The sequence below is a fragment of the Candidatus Bathyarchaeia archaeon genome, from assembly GCA_038882715.1.
GTDB lineage: Archaea > Thermoproteota > Bathyarchaeia > Bathyarchaeales > DTEX01 > DTEX01.
The window spans coordinates 60690-81585 of the sequence record JAVZNR010000007.1; the positions used below are offsets into that span (position 1 = coordinate 60690).

A 20896-nucleotide genomic window follows, 5' to 3' on the forward strand; every position below is an offset into this window, starting at 1 on the left:
GGCAAAATGTTGAATAATTGGAGCTGAAAAACATGGCTAAAAAGCCTAGAGGAGAGTTCGCCGCAAGAAAGCTCCGCGATAGAAGGCAAAAGTTCCGTTGGAAGGATAGATACTATAAGAGACGCATGCTTATGTTAGATATTAAAGCGGATCCTCTCGAAGGAGCCCCCATGGCTCGCGGAATAGTTCTAGAGAAAGTGGGGCGGGAAAGCAAGCAGCCGAACAGCGCGATACGGAAATGCGTGAGAGTTCAGCTCATAAAGAACGGTAAAGTTGTAACGGCTTTCCTGCCAGGCGACGGAGCGCTCAACGTTGTTGATGAGCATGATGAGGTGCTCATTGAAGGCATAGGCGGCTCAAGAGGGCGGTCGATGGGCGATATTCCCGGAGTTAGATGGAAAGTTATAACGGTTAATGGAATAGCGCTTAAGGATTTGGTTTTGGGTAGAAAGGAGAAGCCTAGGCGCTAGGCTCATGGTTGAGACTTATAGGTAAACATCTGAATATTCGTCGAGTAAAGCTTTCACGATTTTCTCCTTATCATCTTCTGTAGTATACTCCATTGGAAAATGTTTTCTCAAAGGTATAATCAGGAAATGCAGCAATCCGTTCTCCGAGTCATCCCATATCTCAATTATGCCCCTCTTTATCTCTAGACGCGACCGCTCCCTTATAATCTCATAAATCCTGTCAAAGTTCACATTAGTCTTAGACATGAATATTTTATCTCCGACTTTTAAAACGTATATGTCCAGTTTCTCTCTAGAAATATAGTTTTTTAAGAGAGTGTAAATGCGGTCAACATCAGTTCTTATGTCGGTTATCGCACCATAATCGCTGCCAGCCCTCAAAAAACTTTCAACAAGCATTTCAACAAGCTTGCTGGCTCCTATACCTTCCTCTGTAAACTCCTCCTCGACCTTTTTCCTTAGGGGCTGTTTTCTTTGCGACTGCATTTATTTTCACTTGACTTAAAAAATGGTTTTCAGCATAAAAATCCGCGATTAAGAATAAAAAGCTTGAGAGGAAATATTAGCTGTACATTTATGTATATGATAAGAGGTGGGCGCGTCTCATAAATGTTTGTAAAATTCTCTTGGTCTAAGCTCTTCAAAATCGTTTGTTTGGCTTACGATATGCTTCCTTATGTCGAGACAGAGATGGCATTTTGATATGTATCCATTTTCTCTCTCCTTGTACCCGTAATTCTCAGAAGCATATATGAAGAGCTTTTTAATACCCTCAAATGATGTAAGTCTACCAATTATTGGGTGCTCGTCTAAATCTATTCCATCCTGACACAGCGTCTCCAGTTCTCTAGCGTCCCCTAAAGATATGCCTGCACAGTAACCAGTTATATAATTATAGTAGTTATCCACATGCACATGCCAGTTTCGAGTCAATTCTTCCAAACAAGATTCACCGAAAAATTCTCTCGCTGGCCTCTTCCTATATAAGTGGCCCAGCCTATAGGGTAGCCTACCCATCAAAAGCATTGATGGGTAACTTAACCCGTAATAAAGTCCCAAGGGATCCCTTTTACTCATCATCAATAAATATTCCTCAAAAGAAATGGTTCCCTTCAAGCCAATAGACATCATCTGATTGAAGAAGCTTTCCTGATATATTATCGCGTTTCTTCCAAATATGCGTCTGCTTATTTTAGCGGCCCGCTCTATACGCTCGAAGGGTGTCTGCTCAACGACAAAAGGATTGGCGCTGATAAGTATGCCGTCTAAACCAGATTTCTTCAACTCTGTAAGCTTCTCTTCAGTCACATTATCGTTAATGCACCAGAAGCAGTTCGTCTCGACGAAAATGGACGGTATACTATGGCTGCTGGCGGCTTCAACCAGCTTTAATAGAAGGTCGAAATTTAGGAAAGGTTCGCCGCCAGTAAAATGTAATCCAATATTAACTCCAACCTGATTAAAATCCTCAGGGTAGTATTCTCTAAACGATTTGGAGAACGTCTCCAGAATCTTCTCAGCGCTCTTTAAATCTATCCAATAGCTTCCCCATTTTGGGGAACACGCGTACATGCAATGCCGACACTCGTTCGTACACTTGTAGGTCAATAGGACTCCGGCTGAAAACGGCTTGGGAACATATAGCCTACTCATACTGAATCCTTAATCTGTAATGTTCAAAAATAGATTTAAATTTCGCGTGGCAATATATGTGACTTGGGGATGATGTAGGAAGAGTCGAGAGACATAATAAACCTATGATCGGGAGTTACTCAGCTGACCCGATGGTTTTATAAAAAGAAAACCATCATTTTACATAAATCCGCGCAAAGCCGGGTATGAGGCATCGTATTACCTCTAAAGCTAAGGCTGCTAGGAGTATCCCAATATTCGATCCACTATTGTTTCAGGTCTAAAGGGCTCTATGTCATCGTATTTCTGCCCAACCCCCAGAAATAATATCGGCTTCTTCGTCATGTACGCTATGGAGATCGCAGCTCCACCTTTCGCGTCAGCATCCATCTTCGTTAATATTGATCCGCTTATATCAACGTATTTACTGAATTCTTCTGCCTGCGAAACAGCGTCGTTCCCGGTTAAAGCGTCTCCAACAAATATTGTTAAGTCTGGTTTAACCACGCGAATTATTTTCTCCATTTCCATCATAAGATTCCTGTTAGTCTGCATCCTTCCAGACGTGTCTATTAAAACAACATTTATCCCTTTAGCCCTAGCATATTGCACAGCGTCGTAAGCCACCGCGGCAGCATCTGAACCATATTTATGCTTAATCATGGGGACCCCAAGCCTTTTCGCATGCTGCTCAAGCTGCTCTATTGAGCCAGCCCTGAATGTGTCGCTGCACGCTAAGACCACCGAGTAACCCTTCTTAAGCAGCAGGTTCGCTATTTTAGCGATGGTTGTTGTTTTTCCAGTCCCATTTATTCCGACGAAAACTATGACGTACGGTTCCTTTAAAGCTCGCTTTCTCTCAACCAAATCAAATAGGTCTATTTTCTCCTGGACTTTAAGAATGTCCAGCAGAATGCTCCTTAAAACTTCCCTTATAGCCTTACGTTTATCTTCAAATCTGCCTACTTTCAGCCCAACTATTCTCTTCTCCACTTCACCGCATATGTGTTCTGCGACAGCTAAGGCAACGTCGTTCTCTAAAAGCGTAAGCTTAAACTCCCAAAGAATCTCCTGCAGGTTCTCTGGCTTAAGTTCTACAGTTGAAACTCTATCCAATAATCCACTTAACGCGTCACGGAGCTTCTCGAACATTTCCTCTCTCTCAACCCTGTCTCCTGAGCCTAGAGGTTAATTCTTGGAGCCTCGTCTGCCTCTCCCGCATACCGGCCAAAACTTGGTTTAACTGCTGTTCTAACGCTACCTTAGCCTTACTTAGCTCAGCTATTCTATTCGCTATGTCTTCTTTAGCTTCCTTTATTGTTTTCTCGATGGCTACTCCTGCGCCTACCCCGTAGACGACTTTATCGGTTTCCTCAAGAATAGCCTTAATATATGAGCCGCCGCCTATCGGGACAAAAATTGAATTTGAATCTTTCTTCTCAATGCCCTCAAGAGACATGCTGGCTAAATTGAGCTCTGTTAAATTAGCGTTGACTAGGTTTACTCTCAACTGGAGGCTTTCAGCAGTGTTCTCCAGCACTCTTAACTCAACTATGAGCCTTCTAACCTCATCCTCTATAGACCCGGTTGATGTCGACATTAAGGATCTACCCAAAACATAGATTGAAAAGGGAGACTTAAATAAATTAGGGTTTTAGGTTTCTTCTATGCAGCGGGACTCCTCGATCTTCAAGATTTTTATGTGGAAGCGCTTAACCCTATGTTTACTGCCAAGGATCTTGTATATTTCCTCTAAAGCATGCTCCGGCTTCAGCGCTCTAATCTCCTTTTTAAACATTGTTTTAAAGTTTGGTTTTGTTATCTTTCCAACTATCGTGTAAACTTTAACTTCACTCATTTTCACCAACCACCTTAAGGGCGCGACCTATTATGAAGATTTCCGGGCCAGTTGTTAATGATCCTGCAACAGCAACCCGACTGTTTCCCACTAAACCCGTAGATATATATGGGATTCCACAGTTAATTGTTCCAACACTAACTGAAGCTTTTAATATCTCACCTAAAAGTTTTTCTTCGCCGGGTTTAAGTAATGGGTGGGCTAAGACCCCTTTATTCGTTGCGAGTGCAAGTGAACCTACGTATGGTAGCCCAGCTATTTCCCCTTGGACAACTTCGACGCCTAAAGTGTCAGATATTACTTTAACCTCGTCTCTCTTTAATCTAGGATCTGCAACCGCACCATAGTCATTAGCTAAGACAAGGTTTCCGAAAGCCGTCTTCTTACTGTTCTCCATAATGGTTATGTTCACGTCTCTTAGGGTTTTGAAGGCGGCAACCTCCTCGTCTCGCACTATGTGGGGTAGAACTATGCCGTGAGAGTTTGCGCATATCAACGAGCCTAACAGCGCGGATCCACCAACATTAGTTTTTATGAGCGTGATGCCAAACCATCTTTCAAGTTTATTTATGGTGCTTTCTGGAAGCTGATTTGGAACAACAATAAATTTGTCCGTTGCACGCATAAATACGCCTATGCTCGCTGTTCCAAAAACGTCTAAGAGAAACAGCGCCATTCTATTCTCCTTCAGCTAAATGAACTGTTACTAATCCATCTCTATCTTTAGTTACCCTCACCCTAATCTTACGAGGGGGCTTCTCTACACCTCTATACCATACCCTCTCATTGACTTCATTAGAGATTCTTATGGAGTCTTCATCAACCTTCATATGTCTCTTAACGAACGCTTTAAGTAGGCGCATGGCTCTAGGCGTCCTTTTAGTTACAGGGGTGATCCAAGCTCTGCCAAGCGGAACAATATATATGCGCTCCTCTACTATCTCGCTTTCACCCTCTTTCTTCTCTTCACCAGCCTCCGCCTCAACCTTCTCTTCTTCGCTCATCGCACTTTCCCTCCTTAAGGCTTTATCTTGCTTCTTCTCCAATGCCTCTTAGGTATCCTTGTAACCTTGCCCAGAGTCTTCGCTATAACCCATGATGGTATGGGGCTACTCTCTTTACCAGCGCTTATTAGCCTAAGCTTTTTAGCGAGAGGCTTATTTCTGGCCAACTTTACATCCTCCTTATACGAATTTCTCTCCTACTCTCCTGAAGTTTCCTCAAAATCTCCTTTAACTGCTCGTCCTCTATAGGTATTTTCACTAATCCCTGCTGCGCTATTTGAATTAGCTGAGCCTCTAGCTGCGCCGCGAAATCAGGTCTAACCATCTTCAGATTCGCAAGCCTCTGTCTAGCTTCAGGCGTTAGTATCCTCCTTAAAATGACCTGCCTTTGCGCTTCCTCTCTTCTTCTAGCCTCTTCTTCCTCCTTCTCCTGAAGCATCCTCTGCTGTAAATCCATGAGTTTCCGCCTTCTTATTTCCTCAAGCTCTTTCTCATAGTCTGATTCCATGCTATGCGCCGCCCCCTAAACCTAATATTTGCTTAAGGCCGGGTTAACCCTCTCTAGCTCTCTTTTAATCTCAGCTGAAAGCGCATCTAGAAGGCTCCTTCCCTCTGAGGTAATGACTCTACCTTTACCCTTAACAGTTTTAATTAAGCCCGCCTTCTCAAGCTGCTGCAAGGCTTTCCTAATTATCGCTCCACCACCCTTCCTCGCATGCTCCGGCCTCGTACCTATCCTTTTTCTTCCACCATATTCGGAGCGCAGCCGCTCCACGCCTATTGGGCCCATAATATAGATTTTTCTAAGCAGTGAGGCGCAGCGGACATACCACCAGTCTGGGTTCTGCGGGGCTCTTTCCGCATGAACACCAGTCTTCACGTATGGAGCCCATTCAGGGGGTTCAATAGCATCAACATTATCTTTTAGATATCTTGCTAATCGATGTATTAAAGTTGAGGGCGGGACATCGAATGGTGTTGGCAACGCTATCAATTCCCCAGCTCTTTTCTTTCAGTAATCTAAAAAGGAGTCTTATAAATACTTATTTGCTCCGTGTAGTCTCTCACCAATTTAACTTCTGGTTAACGCATCCTTCTCTTAGGCTTATAAAGCGTAAACGTATGCCCTATTATCTGAACTATTCTTGAGCCCGTCTCTTGCGCTATCCTCCGGGCAATCTCCTCTACGCTGCACTCAACTAGGGCTGATTTTAAAACCTTAACTTTCACCTTTCTTCTAGCCTCAAGCTGCTTCGCTATCTCTCTTACCTGAGTTTCCGTCACACCTCTCTTCCCTATATGCGCTGTCGGCTTTAAACTGGTTGTTCTTCTCAAACTCTTCCCCTGCATTTTCTATCCCTCTTTAGCGGTATTCTCATATGTTTGCCGCAATATAAACATGTGATAACAACATGGGGTTCTCTTCCAGACTGCAGACGGATGCGCGAGCTAACACCAGGGAAAATAAACCTCTTACACCGCCTACATATTAATAAGCGATATTCTTTTGGTAAATGAATCCTAGCGCGCATGGCTATTCTTCTAGCTATATCCACATATCTTTGAGATAAATCGGGGTTCTCGCTGAGCCCCTCAATGGCTAAACTAAATAATCGTTTAATGCGGCTCATAGCTATCCCAACAACCCTATTTTTTCTGGTCATAAACCTCGTTACTTCTGGCTCTCTAAGAAACTATAAACGTTTTTAAGAAGAGTAAGCCAGCTTAAATATGAGTTTATTGCGGCTCTAAGGGCGGTTGTGTCTTTTGATTCAAAGATCAGCGTCATGTTTCTGCCCTCTCTAATCACCTTAACCCTTGAGCGATACTTTACTGTCGCCAGAGTCTCCGGTTGAATGGATTTACTTACGATCTCCGCCTCCCTTTCCGAAGGATAAGTGATGCGCAATGTGGCGCTCGCTTCTCTAATCATACATCCCACACCACATGTGATATCTTTATGCGCGGCCCAATCTCAACTTTTCCGGGCAAAAGGCAGAATGAAATATATGCCCAGGAGTCTTCTCCAGCGCCAACATGCATATAAGCCTGATAATTAAGCGTCTCTCCCCCTATCTTAAGCATCGGCACCTCAAGTATCTCAGAGAGCCTTGATCTAAATAGGTTTCTCTCCTGATCCAGCGTTTCACTTACGTCCAGAAATAGCGAGTTAATTTTTTCCCCTCTCCTGCTATACGATGTTTTGAACTCTCTTCGCAGCTTTACTCCTGAAATATATATGCGGGGCGGCTCCTCCCTTATCTCCCCGTCAATAACTCTGTAAAATCTTATTCTACCTGGGCAACCCTTCCACCTGTCAATCACAATGAATTTCTCAGAGCCAGCGGAGACGGTTCTCTCGGCGACATCAATTAACCCCATTTTCCCGCGGTTCACTCTAATTAAGCCCGGTATTGAATATGCCAAGTCGTTACATAGGCTCCTAATCCTTCTTGTAGGTCTATGCGACGTCGTCAGTATAATCATTTTTGCTCCAATTTTCCCTGAAATAAAGAAAAATGTTAGGTGCCTTTAATGGTGCGCTCAGTTATCGCGCCGATCTTAGTTGTCGGCGTGTAGGCGCCGCCGGTAAATCTAAGTCCGCATTTTCCGCAGACCCATATGCCGACGCTGTCTCTACGTACAGATCTTAAGCCGCATTTTGGACATATATGTCGCTTCTTCATCTCGGTAATTACGCTAATGTATCGTCTCCTAACTGACACCCCGTATCTTGGACCGAAACCTCTCGCCGGACCAGTCTTCTTACATTTTCTTCCCAAAGTTTCCCACCACCAGCCTCCTTAATTCCTCAGATTTCTCTCTAGCTATATAGGCAGCTTCTATAATCTGTTGCGGTGTTAAAGCGCCCTGACCGCCCTTCTGTATAGCGCATATGTTAGAGTCCTTATCACAGGTTATCGTTAGCCGAGCGTTCATAACCTCCTCCTCTTCGAGCCAGGGGTCTACCACCATCTTATCGCTTATATTTGCAAATGTTACGGCTATCGGATAATTCTTCATTGGCAGCGGCATATACTCTCCGGTCCTTTTAACTTCACCGTTTTCAACAACGTACACCGGTATTTTAGTGTTGAGCAGCGCTGCTAAAGAAGCCATGGCTGAAGCATCTATCAGGTTGCCATCATGGTTAAGGACATATATATCGATGAATAGGACGTAAACTTTCTTCCCCGGTATCAAGCAAAGCTTTTCTAAATTAATCGCTCGAGCCTCCCTTACACCTCTATCAACAACCCTCGCGAGCTCAATGGCTTCTTCGTTTGGTGGACCGGGCTCAAACTCCGGTGAGGCTAAGGGTACGAACTCGGAGTTAACCGTGAAAACCCCCTCATTAGGTCTATCTGAAAACGGTTCACCGACCTCGACTTTGATCCCCACAATGATTTCTGTTTTACCCAGCAAGACTCTTGCTGATCCTTCAGCCTTCTCGATTATACCGGCCTCTATTTTAATCGGCCGGTAATCCATGAGCCCCCTGCCGTCAAGCCTCTTTCCAGAAGCAATCATCTGATATATTTGTCTTTGTCTTATACGTGAAACCATTATTGAAGACATGCTTCCTCAACTTCCTCCTTAATTGCAACACACTTAGATTTTAAGGCTTCCTTCTGAAGCTTATATATTTGTTTGCACCCTTCAACTGCTAGGTTTAAAGCTTGCTTAAACTCTTCAAAGGTTAAAATTCCATCCATCTGTAGAAGCGAGACTAAGCCTAGATTGGGCATGTAGGCTACCGGCAGATCAGCCTCCCCCTCTTTATCTTCAAGGTCGTTGAGGTCTAGGACTAAGACGCCATCAACTTTTCCAGCGGCACATGCGACAACTAAGTCTCTCATGGGTATTCCGGCGTCAGCTAGGGCTAGGGCTGCAACAGTTGTACCAGCGCACCTTGTCCCCCCATCGGCCTGAAGCACTTCAATGAATAAGTCTATAGATGTTCTCGGAAATTTTTCAAGAAATATTGCTGGTTCAAGAGCCTCCCTTATAACTTTTGAGAGCTCTATTTCACGTCTCGAAGGAGCGGGCGATTTGCGCTCCTCAACGGAGAATGGCGCCATATGATATCTGCACCTTAAGAGGGCTCTATCCGGGAGCGCTAGGTGTCGCGGATGAACCTCTCTAGGACCATAAACCGCTGCGAGGATTTTGCTTTTGCCCTGCTCAATGTACGCTGACCCGTCGGCATTACTTAGCACGCCTACCTCCATCTTTATTGGCCTTAACTCGTTTGGTTTTCTCCCATCAACTCTTAAACCATTTTCATCAATGAGCCTAATTTTTCCACTCATGTTTTTACACCTTTCTCTCTCCTAATCATTTCGGCTATCCTATCAGTTAACCCGGATGTATGCGCCTCCTGCGCTATTTTCTCGATCGCCAATATAGCTAGCCTCTCATTTTCAGGGCTTGGCCCAGAAACAAGTATTATACCGTTACGCCCAACTGTTATCTTACACTCGGTCTCCCTCTTAAGCATATTTATCATAGAGGCTTTACGCCCAATTATCCTTGGAACCTTAGCCGGGGACACTTTAACTATTTGCCCCTGAGTTATTTTTCCGAGCCCAGGCTCACGTATAGTGAGGGTCGGATCAGTAGTTCTATCAAACGCTATAACCTTTGCAAGTATCAGGTCTCCAACATCAAGTAGGCTTGCCAAATTATCCCTCTGCTGCTTAAATGGCTTACTGAAGGCGTCATTGGCCCTTAAAATGCCCTTATATGGGGAATTTATGTCAACGGTCCAGCCATTAACGCTGATATCCTCTATTTTACCAATAACCTGATCGCCCGGAGAAGGAATATAAATGGTGTTTAAAGCGATAACCTGAACTGTTCTTCCCTCATACTCAACAAGGCCAAGCCTACTTGCATAAATCTTAAACCCTTCCTTATACGTGTTATTTCCAGCTATATAGTCGCCTTCAGCTAAAAGCTCTCCGGGCGTCACAATCTGCCTATTCTCAAAATAAAACATGCCTTAACCAACCACCCCCATGCAAACCAATTAAATATTACTTTAAGATTTTGACCTCAGCATTTCCACGCGTTAATTCGCCCATTTTCTCCAGTAAGGGACCGTGAAGCCCCATAGGTATTTCTAAGACGACTAGAAGCGACCCGTCGCTTAACCAATTTTCATTTTTTATTGTGCCGAATGATTTGAGTGCACCATAAGATTTACCAGTATACTCAGCGGGTATTTTAACCGCGACGGATATTTTCTCAATGCTCAGCGGCAGAATTGTTCGCAGGGCTTTAATGGCTTCATTAACCTGCTCCTCTACGCTTTTAAAGGGGTCTACCGAGAAATGAACCTGCTCTAGAGCCTGCTCTATGCGTGTTGGAGGATGCGGTAGCTTAGTTCTCGGATCAATAGCGTTACGCGATATAAAATCGATTATTTGTCTTCGCTTTTCTTCGATCATCTGTCTTCTTTGTTGAGTGGTTAGCTGTAAGGCTCCCTTTTTAAGTATAATTTTAGCTATCTCTATGGGGTCGGTTGTTCCAAATGCTTCCTTAAGCTTTTTTTCAGGGGCCCTTAAACCCTTATTTGCGTCGGTAAATATGACGTCAGTTACAAGAATATCTGATAATGAAACCGATTTCCCGCTGCGGAAGGCAAAAGCTGGATCAGGCTTAACTAGGATCTCGAAGTTTTCCCCACCTATGCTTATGCGAGCGATAGTATAATTTCTGCTCATCGCCTTCAGCTATCCTTTAAGCTTGTATCTCCTTTATATACTTCTCAATTTCCTCATCAGTCAGTATCCTAAAACGCTTTGTGTGGGTTGGAACCACAGCCACCTTAATTCTAGGTTGTTCGCCGCGCGCCTGCATGGACTTTAACAAGCATTTAACACATAATTTAATAGATTCTTCAAGCGTCAGATCGTCACGGTACTCCTCTTTAAGGATGTTCTCAGCGGTTTCACGTCCAATCCCTATCGCAACAGCCTTGTAGGCCCTATAGGTTCCGCTTGGGTCGGTCGTAAATAGCTGGCATCCGCCCTTATCCACGCCCGCGAAAATTATTGAGACGCCGAATGGCCTAACGCCCCCATGCTGCGTGTACATTTGCTTTATGTCGCCAATCCTCTTGGCAACCATCTCCACGTCCACAGCCTCATCATACATTAGCCTACTGGTTTGAGCGAAAACTCTCGCCTCATCCACTAATACGCGCGCATCAGAGCTTAAACCCACAACAGCTGCACCGATATGCTCGTCAACCTCATAGATCTTCTGGCTGAACTTTGGGTTTTGTAGCCTAGACTCTATTTTCTCCTCTGCCCCTATGACAACCCCTTCAGGGCATAGTATGCCGACAATGGTTGACCCCCTATAGACTGTTTCCAACGCATACTCCACTTGAAAGAGACGACCGTCTGGAGAGAAAACTGTGATGGCTCTGTCATATGCTCCGGGGACGGCGAAGACCGACATCCTTTTTGTCACACTCCTCCAGTAATAATTTCTAATTTTCCTTTTTGAGGAATAGATAAATGAGACTAAAAAACCTTTTGTATATTTGAATGGAAACAAAAATAATTAAATGTTTCTCTTCACCGCCAAAATAGCTCTTTCAGCTGTAGCTACACAGCTCAATAAATCGTCTATCGTTGATAGCAGCGTTGCAAAACTCTCGCCATCATATTTTATGTGCGTGATGACACTTTCACCTGAAACCCACGACTCTATAAATAGCCCTCTAGGTCTCCTCAAGTTGTCTGGCGAAACACCATCGCAAATAGATTTAGCTTCCTCCTTTCCCATATAGGTAAGCGTTATCTTAACTTCAGCTTTCACGGCGTTTCAGCCTCATTACGCTTTCCTTAACGAGCGAATCAACATATTTTAAGAATTGCATCCTCTGCTCGTAGGGTATCTGAGCCCCGGCGGCAACATCGTGTCCACCCCCTATCCCAGAGCATTTCTCTGCGGCAGCGCGTATTATCTCCCCAATGTTTAATCCGGCTTTTGCAAGGGTCTCTGTTGCGCGTGCGGACACTTTAATCACCTTTTCCCTCGGGATGTAGGAGTAGGCCACTAGAGGCTTATCTGGTTTAGGTAAGTTCATTGAAATTATCGTTGATATGCTGCTTATCGCCCGCTCATCAATATCCTTCTCTCCGTGCAGAACATATATGTTCTCCCACTCTTCAACGCGATCCGGATTACTGTTAAGCCATATGAGATATCTAGTTATCGTCTGCCTATACTCTTCCAGCACTTTAAGGGCTTCTTCATATGCCCTGCCTCTATCGCCCATGCATATGGCTACGCCTAAACCCGAAACATTCATTCTCCCGGTGGCATTTAATAGTAGAGCGTATTCTCGCGCATCCCTCAGCGGCGTCCAAGGTTCCTCCCTCACAAGGATGTAAACTGCTCCAATAAGCGAATTCATAATATCTTCGCTTCGGAACCCCCTGGAAATTAGATAGTCATGTAGGGCTGAAAACAGTCTGCGTTTCTCCTCCTGAGATAGATCTCTTAATGCCCGCCACCTATCGTTCTTCTTTAATTCAATGTTTAATCCGCTTAAGAAGGCTAGGCTCTTATCTTCCTCACCACTTATTCCGGGTATATAGGGGCTGGTTGTGTAGGCCAACGCCTTGTATATTGGTCGAGTCTCTCTGCCGAAAAATAGTATGTCGGTTTCAACGTTTAGAAGCCCTGCTTCAACAGCGTCCTTAACTATTAAGTCGTTAACCCCGCCAAGTCTCCTATCATCATATTTATCCTGTAAATCCCCTAGGGCCCCAACGACAGCTAAATGCGCAAGGTCAATGTTTCTCCTATCTAAAAACTTAGCTACGAGATATGAGATCCCAGAGGAACTTATCTCTCTAGATCCGTCTATGCCAAAGAGATGAGGGTTCACATGTGAAAAATTCTCTCTATCTTTTCCAATGGGCTGATGATGATCGAGTATGACTATGCGTCTCCCGTTCAGCTTTGCACCTAGAATATCTAGGTATCCGCTTCCCATGTCGATGAAAACTAGTAGGTTATCTTCTTCGCTGAGCTGGGAAGCCTCCTTCAAAACATTTTCATCCATCCACCTCTCTATTCGAATGCAAAAGTTTGCGCCAGCCCTAAATAGGGCTTTACCCATTATTCCGGCGGCCGAGATCCCGTCAGCATCCATATGAGAGATTACGAAAATTTTTTTGCCCTTACTGGCTTCTCCAGCTATTTCCTCAGCTACCTTTTTAGAGGAATCAACAAAATCGCTTAAGCGTCTCTCATTAATCATGAAAAACCACAGTTATCTAATGGAGGCTATTACGGTTTTATATTCCCAGTTTGGTGGCAAAACGCCTTTCTCTTTATAATACTCTGAAAGGCGGTGGATTTTAGACTCAACAATTTGTAGAGCTCTCCTGTTATGAGTATCCTTCCTATACTTCTGCAGATGCGCAGATATACGCGCAGCTTTCCTCAGGAGATTATCCAAGTCCTCAGGTATCTTCGGGGCTAAGCCATTCTCCTTCAATATCTCAACTATGCTTTTACCAACTATGGCTTTAACAAGCGGGATACCATATTGATCGCGCAGTATAACGCCTATCTTGCTAGGCGGGTTCCCTTCCCTAGCGAGCTTAACGACTAGAGCCACTATTTCATCCGGCGTATATTTACACCAGCTTGGAGGTCTCTTACCAACTGGTCTAGTTGAATGTGAGCGACCCTTCTCCTTTTTAGGCAAGCGCGATCCTCCGATAAGCTCTTTAAAAAGAAGATACACGGATATTTAAAAGCTTTGTTCAATCTTTTTAACGGTAAGAGTTGAGTTAAATGTATATATGGGAAGGCGAACGTAATTTTGGGGTGGTTTATTTATGGCTAAAATAGTTTTTATCGGCGCCGGGAGCGTTGTTTTCGCCAGCCGCCTGCTCACAGACATCGCTTATCATCCAGAGCTCAGAGGCTCTACGATATCTCTAATGGATATTGATGCTGAGCGCCTCAAAATAATAAGCGAGTTTGCACAAGTGCTAGCCTCAAAATATGCGCCTGAGATGAAGATAGAATCCACGCTTAACCGCAGAGAGGCTTTAAGAGACGCCGACTACGTGATAGTTATGATTCAGGTTGGCGGACTAGAAGCGTTTGAAATCGACATAGATATTCCGTTAAAGTATGGCGTGAATCAAGAGGTTGGGGACACTATTGGTCCAGGCGGCGTTTTCCGCGGCCTTAGAACTATACCGGTTCTGCTGGACATATGCTACGATATGGAGGAGCTCTGCCCAGATGCGCTGCTGATTAATTACGCTAATCCAATGGCGATCAACTGCTGGGCTATGAATAAGGCGACGAAAATAAGGAATGTTGGTCTCTGCCACAGCGTTCAGGGAACAGCCATGCAGCTGGCAAAATACATTAATGTCCCCTATGAGGACGTTTACTACTGGGTTGCTGGGATAAATCATCAGGCCTTTTTCCTAGAGTTTAAGTATAAGGGCAGGGATGCCTACCCGCTCCTATGGGAGGCTATGAAGAAGAAGGAGATTTACGAGCAGGATAAAGTTAGGTTTGAGATGATGAAGTATCTGGGCTACTTTATAACCGAGTCAAGTCACCATTTAAGCGAATATGTCCCGTATTTCAGGACAACTGAGGAGAAGCGGAAGAAATACTGTGAGCCGAGATGGTTTTATCTTGAAATATGTAAGGAGGCGTGGAAGCCCCATTTCGAGCGTATAAAGAGGCAGATAAGCGGCGAAATTCCCATCGAGCTGAGCAGGTCACATGAATATGGCGTGGATATAATATATTCTATGGAGACCGGTAAACCATGCAGGATAAACGGTAATGTTGAAAACAAATGGTTGATAACAAATCTACCCTACGGATGCTGCGTTGAGGTTCCATGCTTCGTTGATGAGGGGGGTATACATCCATGCCATGTGGGCGATTTGCCGCCTCAATGCGCGGCGCTCAATAGAACAAACATTAATGTTCAGGAGTTAGCCGTTAAAGCGGCTTTAGAGAGGGATAGAGATGCAGCCCTGCAAGCCGTAATGTTTGATCCATTAACATCGGCCATCTTAACGCCAAGGGAGATTGAAATGATGGTTCACGAAATGTTTAAGGCTGAAGCAAAATGGATTCCATTCTAAAAGCTTTACTTTAAAAATTTCAGATATTTTCCATCCAGTCAAGGAGAGTATTGCTCATGGTTACCAAAAAGATCTTTTACCATGAGCTATCTTGGCCCGAAATAAAGGATGCTGTTAAAGAAGGGAAGATTCCGATACTGCCAGTTGGCAGTATTGAGCAGCATGGCCCCCACCTACCCTTAACCACAGACGCCTTCATAGTCTTCTCCATATGCGTTAAGGCTGCGGAGGCTAGCAGCGACCTGCTCGTTATGCCCCCCATATATTACGGCTATAGCGCCCACCACATGGATTTCCCCGGAACAATCTCTGTAGAAACAGAGAATTTTATGGGTTATGTATATGATGTTTGCAGAAGCCTTGTCGCCCACGGTTTTAGGAAAATGATAATTCTTAATGGGCATGGTGGGAATGTGGCGCCTCTTCAAATGGTTGCCCGCAGAATATCTGAAGAGAGCAATTCTCTCTGCGCGTTAATCTCATGGTGGAACCTAGCGGAGAAGGAGATAGGCAGTCTTAGAGAATCCGATTTCCCCGGCGGTATGGCTCATTCATGCGAGCTGGAAACCTCTGTGATGCTCAGCCTAAAACCTGAATACGTTAGGATGGAGAAGGCTGTTAAAGACATAGGTTTCCAGAAATCTAGTTTTGTTTGGCTTGACCTCTTGAAGCCTAGCCCAGTATATTTAGGTGAGAACTTCAGCACATTCTCTAGAACCGGGATAATTGGTGATCCGACGCTCGCAACTGCTGAAAAGGGTGAAAAAATAGTGGACGCCGTGGTAAGAAACCTAGTAAAATTCGTGGATGAATTTAAGTACAGGTTAATCCACCCGAGGGTTGATCATCACTAGGCGGCAGGGCGTTTGAGGGCCAAAATGCCCGGGCATCTATGCGTTTTGCAAGGAAAGATATTAATAGGGTATTTCAACAATAATATTCGTGAATTAGCCGGGGTTCTGTGGTTGTAATGTGGGATAAAATAGTAAAGTACTTGGAAGGTTATCCTGAAAGACTTAATGTGGCTAAGATACTGATTAAGAATGGTTTAAGCATTAGAAATGGGAAAATTTATTGCGGTGACATCATCATTCCAGTTGTCAGAATAAGCCGCGTTGCCGGTGTCGATAGAAGAACGGTTATTCAAACGATAAAAATGATTGAGAGTAACCCTGAATTAAAAACAATTTTTAGCGGAATAAGCCCGGCGGGGTCCTCGTTGCGCGACGTGGCGAAATATCTGAATTTTGGCGTTGTCGAAATAACTCCAGTAGATGCTAGGATGCCGGGCATATTGGCTGCGGCAGCCTCTCTAATAGCTCAGAAAAACATAAGTATAAGGCAGGCGGTGGTTGATGACCCGGAGCTTACGCCGGAGCCGAAGCTAACCCTTATAACTGAAACAAAGGTTCCCGGAGAGCTTATACCGGAGTTTTTGAAGATTAAAGGTGTGCTGAAGGTCTCAGTATATTGAAGAATTTAGATCCTGAAGGGTCTACGGATGCTTGGCTTAATAGGAATTGCCTTAGCGTCTTTCCTAGCAGCCTTATCGGGGGCAATTGTTCCGGGCCCGGTTTTCGCCCTAGTAGTCTCGGAATCGCTTAGAGGCAGTAGGGCGGCTGGGCCCCTAATTGTTTTGGGACACTTTATTATTGAATATATAATTGTTTTCGCTATTTTCCTAGGTCTAGGCCCCCTCCTAGACTCCATGAGCACTAAGTTTGTGGTGAAATATGTTGGCGGCGTTATATTAGCGCTTATGGGCCTACGGTTGATAAAGAGCGCCTCTAATATAAAGGATGTGGAGATCAGTGAGAGAGTGTCCGCCGATGTTGACGCGGCAAAGATGTCTCTCCTCAGCCTCGTGTTCTCCGGTTTCTTAGCGAGCTGCTCGAATCCCTACTTCTTCTTATGGTGGCTGGAAATAGGTGTCCCCACAATATTGGGCTCCATTTCTGTGGCGGGGCTCCTGGGCTTTTTCTCTTTCCTAATTGGACATGCGGCAGCCGATCTCTCTTGGTTTAGTTTCATAGGCTACTCTGTGTATAAGGGCAAAAACATGTTAAGCCGAAAGATTATTAGGCTATTACTTTTCATAAGCGCGGTTTTCCTTATAGGCTTCGCGTTCTACATGCTTCTTTCGCCCATCGCTTAAAAGCTAACATGTTGATCAATATGATCTTAGAGGTCCAAGCAAAACGCTTTTACTTCCATTTTTAGATTTATTTTAAAGCCATATAGATGGTGTAATCAGCGGTGGATCTAGCGGTTGAAGCACAGAGCGCCCAGGAAACAGAGGGAAACGTATTTAACCTGCTAGCCCGCCCCATACGCAAGCTTATTGAAGAGAAGGGCTTTAAATTTCCAACGGAGCCGCAGGCAAAGGTCATACCAAAGATCCTTGAGGGGAAAAACGTTCTCTTAATATCGCCGACCGCAAGCGGGAAGACTGAAGCCGCAATGCTTCCAATACTCCACATGCTCATTCAGCTTCCCGAGAGAGAGCCCGGAATAAAAGTTTTATATGTTACGCCGCTTAGGGCGCTGAACCGCGATATGCTTGAGCGTCTGGAATGGTGGTGTAATAATCTAGACATTAGGCTGGCTGTTAGGCACGGCGACACCGATGCGAATGAGCGTTCAAAACAGGCGAGGAGCCCGCCGGACATATTGATAACGACTCCTGAAACCCTTCAATCCATACTATCCGGCTGGATTATGCGCCGCCACCTCCAGTCCATAAAATGGGTTGTCGTCGACGAGGTTCATGAGCTGGCTGACAGTAAACGTGGGAGTCAACTTGCGCTGGCTTTAGAGAGGCTCAGAGTTATAGCTGGCAAAGACTTTCAGATAATTGGTCTCTCGGCTACCATAGGTACACCTGAAAGGGTTGCCCAGTTCCTTGTTGGAAACGATCGCCCTATCGAGATTGTGAGGGTTCCCGTCGCCAGATTGATGAGACTACAGATACTTTATCCTAAACCTGAACCCCAAGACTATGAGCTAGCGTCAATGCTGTTTACGCATCCTGAGGTTGCGGCTAGGCTTCGAGTGATGCGCCAGCTAATTGAGAAACATGACTCGATTCTCCTGTTCACAAACACGCGGACTATTTCGGAGATTCTGGCCAGCAGATTTAAAATATGGGACGTAAACTTTCCAGTATCTATTCATCATGGTTCTTTAGCTAAGCCCTCTAGGATTGCCGCTGAAAGGGGTTTAAAGGAGGGTGAATTGCGCGGGCTGGTTTGCACAAGCAGCCTAGAGTTGGGCATAGACGTTGGCAGAATAAATTTAGTTATCCAGTACATGAGTCCAAGGCAGGTTACTCGCCTAATACAACGTGTCGGCAGAAGCGGGCATAGGATCGGGCGCGTGGCTAATGGGGTGATCGTAACGATGGATTCTGATGATACGCTGGAGGCTATGGTCATTGGCAGAAAAGCCTACATGGAGGAGCTTGAGCCAGTGGATGTTCCGGAAAAGCCCTTTGACGTTTTAACCCATCAAATAGTCGCCTTTTTAATGAAGAGGAAGCGCCTAGAGTTTAACGAAATACATGAGGTTTACAGTAAGGCTTACCCATATAGGAATCTAACCATGGATGATATAAGGCGCGTCCTAGAATACATGCATAACCGTTTCCCAAGGCTTGCCTGGGTATCCTTTGAGGACGGAGTAGTTCTCAAGCCCCGCAGGTCAAAAGCCCTCTTCGAATACTTCTTCGAGAACCTGTCGATGATACCCGACGAGAAACACTATCTCGTAATTGATAAAGAAAGTGATACGGCTGTAGGTCTCCTAGACGAGGCGTTTGTGGCCGAATACGGTAAGCCGGGGGTCAAGTTCATAATACGTGGCAGCCCATGGAAGATAGTGAATCTAGATGCCGACAAAATATATGTTAAATCGGTTGACGATCCGACCGGCGCTATTCCAAGCTGGGTTGGGGAGGAGATACCCGTACCCTTTGAAGTCGCCCAGGAAGTTGGCGCAATAAGAGCCTTCGTAGAGGAGAAGCTGAAAGCCGGCTTAAGCCCTGAGGAAGTGGCTAGGGAGCTGTCTAAAAAGTATCCGGCTGATGAGAAAACAATACTGGACGCTATAGCTGAGACCGTTGAGCATGTAAAGATGGGTTATCCGGCTCCAACGGATAAACGCGTAACCGTTGAAGAATGGGAGGACTTTGTTATACTTCAATGTAATTTCGGATCGTTGACTAATAGGGCCTTAGCCCAGATTTTAGGCCACATAATATCTGAGCTGACCGGGTACTCAATAATTGTTCAGCACGATCCATATAGAGTGTTTATTCAAACCATGGGTGAGGTTAAAGCGAAAACGGTTATAGACATCCTTACGGATCTCAAAGACGCCGGCGAGGATCAGGTTAAAGATATGCTGACTAAAGCCGTCACTAAAACCGGCATATTTAAGAGGCGCCTAATACATGTGGCTAGGCGTTTTGGCGCCATGCAAAAGTGGGTTGACTTCGAGAGCGTGAGCTTAAGAAACCTGGTAAAAAGCTTCGAGGACACGGTAATCTACGAAGAAGCCTTAAAAGAAGTCTTCACGAAGGACTTGGACTTAAGAAATCTCCTAAATGTTTTAGGCTTGATGAGGCGTGGTGAAATGAAGGTTGTTATGGTTGAGACTGGTGGCGAGGCGACTCCGATAGCTCGCGTAGGGATAGAACGTGTCAGCATGAAGACGGATCTTATACCCCCGGAAAAGATGCGGAGGATTCTAATAGAGTCGGCTAAAGCCAGAATTCTAAGCGAGGCGAGAACGTTCATCTGCACCGAATGCTGGGATTACCTAGAGATGATAACCCTTAGGGATCTGCCGGATAAAGTGTCTTGCCCGAAGTGCGGGTCATCGAAAATAGGGGTTCTTGAGATTGAGGAAGAGGAAGCATACCCGCTAGTGGAGAAGAAGGGAGAAAAATTAACTAAGAGCGAAGAGTATCTTAGGGAAGAAGCTCTTGAAACCGCTAAGCTTACTTCAAAGTATGGTAAAGCCGCTGTCATAGCGCTTTCGGGGAAGAGGCTTGGATTAAACGATGTTAAAAAGATACTAATGAAGGAGAACGCTATCACCGATAAGCTGTTTGAGCTGATAATTGAGGCTGAGCGGGAAGCTTTGAAGAGAAGGTTCTAGTTGAGGGTGAGCGTAAGGTAAAAATAATGCTTTTAACAATTAGCTAGAAAATGTGATGAGAGGTGAATTGACTTGTTCATATCGCCCTTCGTTGCCTCTCCTGAACCAGTTATACGCAGGCTTCTACAGATGGCTGAGCTGAAGCCGGGAGAAATATTTGTTGATTTAGGGGCTGGTGACGGCAGACCGGTAATAATGGCTGCTAAGGAGTTCGGCGCGTACGCCATAGGCGTAGAGTTAAGAGAAGACTTGGCCAAGCAGGCTATGAGAAAAGTGATCGAGATGGGGTTACAGGACAGAGTTAAAATAATACATGACGACATCTTTAATGTGAACATAAGTATGGCTGACGTCGTCTACCTGTACCTTACAACAAGCGCAAACGAAAAAGTTAGACCGAAGCTAGAGGCTGAGCTCAAGAAAGGCGCGAGGGTGGTTTCCCACGACTACGAGATAATAGGCTGGAAACCAGTCAAGGTAGAACGCTTCTGCGAAAACTCGTTTTTAGGCTTCCCAACGCACACATTGTACCTCTACAAGAGATAAGCGTATACAAATCGCCCTATTCTAGCGCATCTATTTCTAGAGAAACAATCATTAATTTTTGGGATAACC

At 44.9% G+C, this 20896-nt stretch carries 30 protein-coding genes; 7 read left to right on the top strand and 23 right to left on the bottom strand.

Annotated elements, in window-relative coordinates; translation table 11 throughout:
- Positions 1 to 32 precede the first annotated feature (32 nt).
- Positions 33 to 470: a 30S ribosomal protein S12 gene (locus tag QXR61_05575; protein ID MEM3757412.1), complete on the top strand. Its 438-nt coding sequence runs from the start codon at positions 33 to 35 to the stop codon at positions 468 to 470.
- Positions 471 to 485: 15 nt separating this feature from the next.
- On the opposite strand, the gene QXR61_05580 is transcribed toward QXR61_05575, so the two are convergent.
- From QXR61_05580 to QXR61_05690, 23 genes are all read right to left on the bottom strand, one after another.
- On the bottom strand, positions 486 to 956 hold the full coding sequence (locus QXR61_05580; protein ID MEM3757413.1) for a hypothetical protein: 471 nt from the start codon (positions 954 to 956) through the stop codon (positions 486 to 488).
- 117 nt (positions 957 to 1073) lie between these two features.
- Positions 1074 to 2123, bottom strand: coding sequence for a radical SAM protein (locus QXR61_05585; protein MEM3757414.1), 1050 nt, complete (start codon positions 2121 to 2123; stop codon positions 1074 to 1076).
- A 219-nt stretch (positions 2124 to 2342) separates the two neighbouring features.
- A complete protein-coding gene (gene ftsY / locus QXR61_05590; GenBank protein ID MEM3757415.1) occupies positions 2343 to 3254 on the bottom strand; it encodes a signal recognition particle-docking protein FtsY in 912 nt (303 codons plus the stop codon).
- Positions 3255 to 3264: 10 nt separating this feature from the next.
- Positions 3265 to 3702, bottom strand: a complete 438-nt coding sequence (gene pfdA, locus QXR61_05595; GenBank protein MEM3757416.1) for a prefoldin subunit alpha — start codon at positions 3700 to 3702, stop codon at positions 3265 to 3267.
- Between the two features lie 54 nt (positions 3703 to 3756).
- Positions 3757 to 3960: a 50S ribosomal protein L18Ae gene (gene rpl18a, locus QXR61_05600; protein ID MEM3757417.1), complete on the bottom strand. Its 204-nt coding sequence runs from the start codon at positions 3958 to 3960 to the stop codon at positions 3757 to 3759.
- Positions 3953 to 4636 (bottom strand): translation initiation factor IF-6, encoded by a 684-nt coding sequence (locus tag QXR61_05605; protein MEM3757418.1) that lies wholly within the window; start codon positions 4634 to 4636, stop codon positions 3953 to 3955. The genes rpl18a and QXR61_05605 overlap by 8 nt, the downstream gene beginning before the upstream one ends.
- A 1-nt stretch (position 4637) precedes the next feature.
- The gene (locus QXR61_05610; GenBank protein ID MEM3757419.1) at positions 4638 to 4964 is read right to left on the bottom strand and encodes a 50S ribosomal protein L31e; all 327 of its coding nucleotides are present in this window, start codon (positions 4962 to 4964) and stop codon (positions 4638 to 4640) included.
- A 14-nt stretch (positions 4965 to 4978) separates the two neighbouring features.
- Positions 4979 to 5131: a 50S ribosomal protein L39e gene (locus QXR61_05615; protein ID MEM3757420.1), complete on the bottom strand. Its 153-nt coding sequence runs from the start codon at positions 5129 to 5131 to the stop codon at positions 4979 to 4981.
- Between the two features lie 2 nt (positions 5132 to 5133).
- The gene (locus tag QXR61_05620) at positions 5134 to 5472 is read right to left on the bottom strand and encodes a DNA-binding protein (protein MEM3757421.1); all 339 of its coding nucleotides are present in this window, start codon (positions 5470 to 5472) and stop codon (positions 5134 to 5136) included.
- Between the two features lie 21 nt (positions 5473 to 5493).
- On the bottom strand, positions 5494 to 5949 hold the full coding sequence (locus tag QXR61_05625) for a 30S ribosomal protein S19e (protein ID MEM3757422.1): 456 nt from the start codon (positions 5947 to 5949) through the stop codon (positions 5494 to 5496).
- 98 nt (positions 5950 to 6047) lie between these two features.
- Positions 6048 to 6299, bottom strand: coding sequence for a YhbY family RNA-binding protein (locus tag QXR61_05630; protein ID MEM3757423.1), 252 nt, complete (start codon positions 6297 to 6299; stop codon positions 6048 to 6050).
- A complete protein-coding gene (locus QXR61_05635) occupies positions 6296 to 6628 on the bottom strand; it encodes a ribonuclease P protein component 4 (GenBank protein ID MEM3757424.1) in 333 nt (110 codons plus the stop codon). Before QXR61_05635 ends, QXR61_05630 begins: the two co-directional genes overlap by 4 nt.
- 8 nt (positions 6629 to 6636) lie before the next feature.
- On the bottom strand, positions 6637 to 6897 hold the full coding sequence (locus tag QXR61_05640) for a KEOPS complex subunit Pcc1 (protein ID MEM3757425.1): 261 nt from the start codon (positions 6895 to 6897) through the stop codon (positions 6637 to 6639).
- Positions 6894 to 7451, bottom strand: coding sequence for a hypothetical protein (locus QXR61_05645; protein ID MEM3757426.1), 558 nt, complete (start codon positions 7449 to 7451; stop codon positions 6894 to 6896). The genes QXR61_05640 and QXR61_05645 overlap by 4 nt, the downstream gene beginning before the upstream one ends.
- Before the next feature lie 35 nt (positions 7452 to 7486).
- Positions 7487 to 7747 (bottom strand): 50S ribosomal protein L37ae, encoded by a 261-nt coding sequence (locus tag QXR61_05650; GenBank protein ID MEM3757427.1) that lies wholly within the window; start codon positions 7745 to 7747, stop codon positions 7487 to 7489.
- Positions 7731 to 8543, bottom strand: coding sequence for an exosome complex protein Rrp42 (rrp42, locus tag QXR61_05655; protein ID MEM3757428.1), 813 nt, complete (start codon positions 8541 to 8543; stop codon positions 7731 to 7733). The genes QXR61_05650 and rrp42 overlap by 17 nt, the downstream gene beginning before the upstream one ends.
- Entirely contained in the window at positions 8531 to 9277 is a 747-nt protein-coding gene (rrp41, locus tag QXR61_05660; protein ID MEM3757429.1) for an exosome complex exonuclease Rrp41, read from the bottom strand. The genes rrp42 and rrp41 overlap by 13 nt, the downstream gene beginning before the upstream one ends.
- Positions 9274 to 9966, bottom strand: a complete 693-nt coding sequence (gene rrp4, locus QXR61_05665) for an exosome complex RNA-binding protein Rrp4 (protein MEM3757430.1) — start codon at positions 9964 to 9966, stop codon at positions 9274 to 9276. Before rrp4 ends, rrp41 begins: the two co-directional genes overlap by 4 nt.
- 37 nt (positions 9967 to 10003) lie before the next feature.
- Entirely contained in the window at positions 10004 to 10693 is a 690-nt protein-coding gene (locus tag QXR61_05670; GenBank protein ID MEM3757431.1) for a ribosome assembly factor SBDS, read from the bottom strand.
- Positions 10694 to 10709: 16 nt separating this feature from the next.
- Positions 10710 to 11447 (bottom strand): archaeal proteasome endopeptidase complex subunit alpha, encoded by a 738-nt coding sequence (gene psmA / locus QXR61_05675; GenBank protein ID MEM3757432.1) that lies wholly within the window; start codon positions 11445 to 11447, stop codon positions 10710 to 10712.
- 93 nt (positions 11448 to 11540) lie between these two features.
- Positions 11541 to 11798, bottom strand: coding sequence for a KEOPS complex subunit Pcc1 (locus tag QXR61_05680; protein MEM3757433.1), 258 nt, complete (start codon positions 11796 to 11798; stop codon positions 11541 to 11543).
- Entirely contained in the window at positions 11788 to 13251 is a 1464-nt protein-coding gene (locus QXR61_05685) for a DHH family phosphoesterase (GenBank protein MEM3757434.1), read from the bottom strand. The genes QXR61_05680 and QXR61_05685 overlap by 11 nt, the downstream gene beginning before the upstream one ends.
- A 12-nt stretch (positions 13252 to 13263) precedes the next feature.
- Positions 13264 to 13704, bottom strand: a complete 441-nt coding sequence (locus QXR61_05690) for a 30S ribosomal protein S15 (GenBank protein ID MEM3757435.1) — start codon at positions 13702 to 13704, stop codon at positions 13264 to 13266.
- Between the two features lie 133 nt (positions 13705 to 13837).
- Here QXR61_05690 and QXR61_05695 point away from each other — a divergent pair, with 133 nt between their 5' ends.
- From QXR61_05695 to QXR61_05720, 6 genes are all read left to right on the top strand, one after another.
- Entirely contained in the window at positions 13838 to 15121 is a 1284-nt protein-coding gene (locus QXR61_05695; GenBank protein MEM3757436.1) for an alpha-glucosidase/alpha-galactosidase, read from the top strand.
- 56 nt (positions 15122 to 15177) lie between these two features.
- The gene (locus tag QXR61_05700; GenBank protein ID MEM3757437.1) at positions 15178 to 15975 is read left to right on the top strand and encodes a creatininase family protein; all 798 of its coding nucleotides are present in this window, start codon (positions 15178 to 15180) and stop codon (positions 15973 to 15975) included.
- A 116-nt stretch (positions 15976 to 16091) separates the two neighbouring features.
- Positions 16092 to 16595, top strand: coding sequence for an amino acid-binding protein (locus tag QXR61_05705; GenBank protein MEM3757438.1), 504 nt, complete (start codon positions 16092 to 16094; stop codon positions 16593 to 16595).
- A gap of 27 nt (positions 16596 to 16622) precedes the next feature.
- A complete protein-coding gene (locus QXR61_05710) occupies positions 16623 to 17276 on the top strand; it encodes a LysE family transporter (protein ID MEM3757439.1) in 654 nt (217 codons plus the stop codon).
- A gap of 101 nt (positions 17277 to 17377) precedes the next feature.
- Complete coding sequence (locus QXR61_05715; GenBank protein ID MEM3757440.1) at positions 17378 to 20281, top strand: DEAD/DEAH box helicase; 2904 nt, start codon at positions 17378 to 17380, stop codon at positions 20279 to 20281.
- Positions 20282 to 20353: 72 nt separating this feature from the next.
- Positions 20354 to 20827, top strand: a complete 474-nt coding sequence (locus QXR61_05720) for a class I SAM-dependent methyltransferase (GenBank protein MEM3757441.1) — start codon at positions 20354 to 20356, stop codon at positions 20825 to 20827.
- The last annotated feature ends 69 nt before the right edge of the window (positions 20828 to 20896 follow it).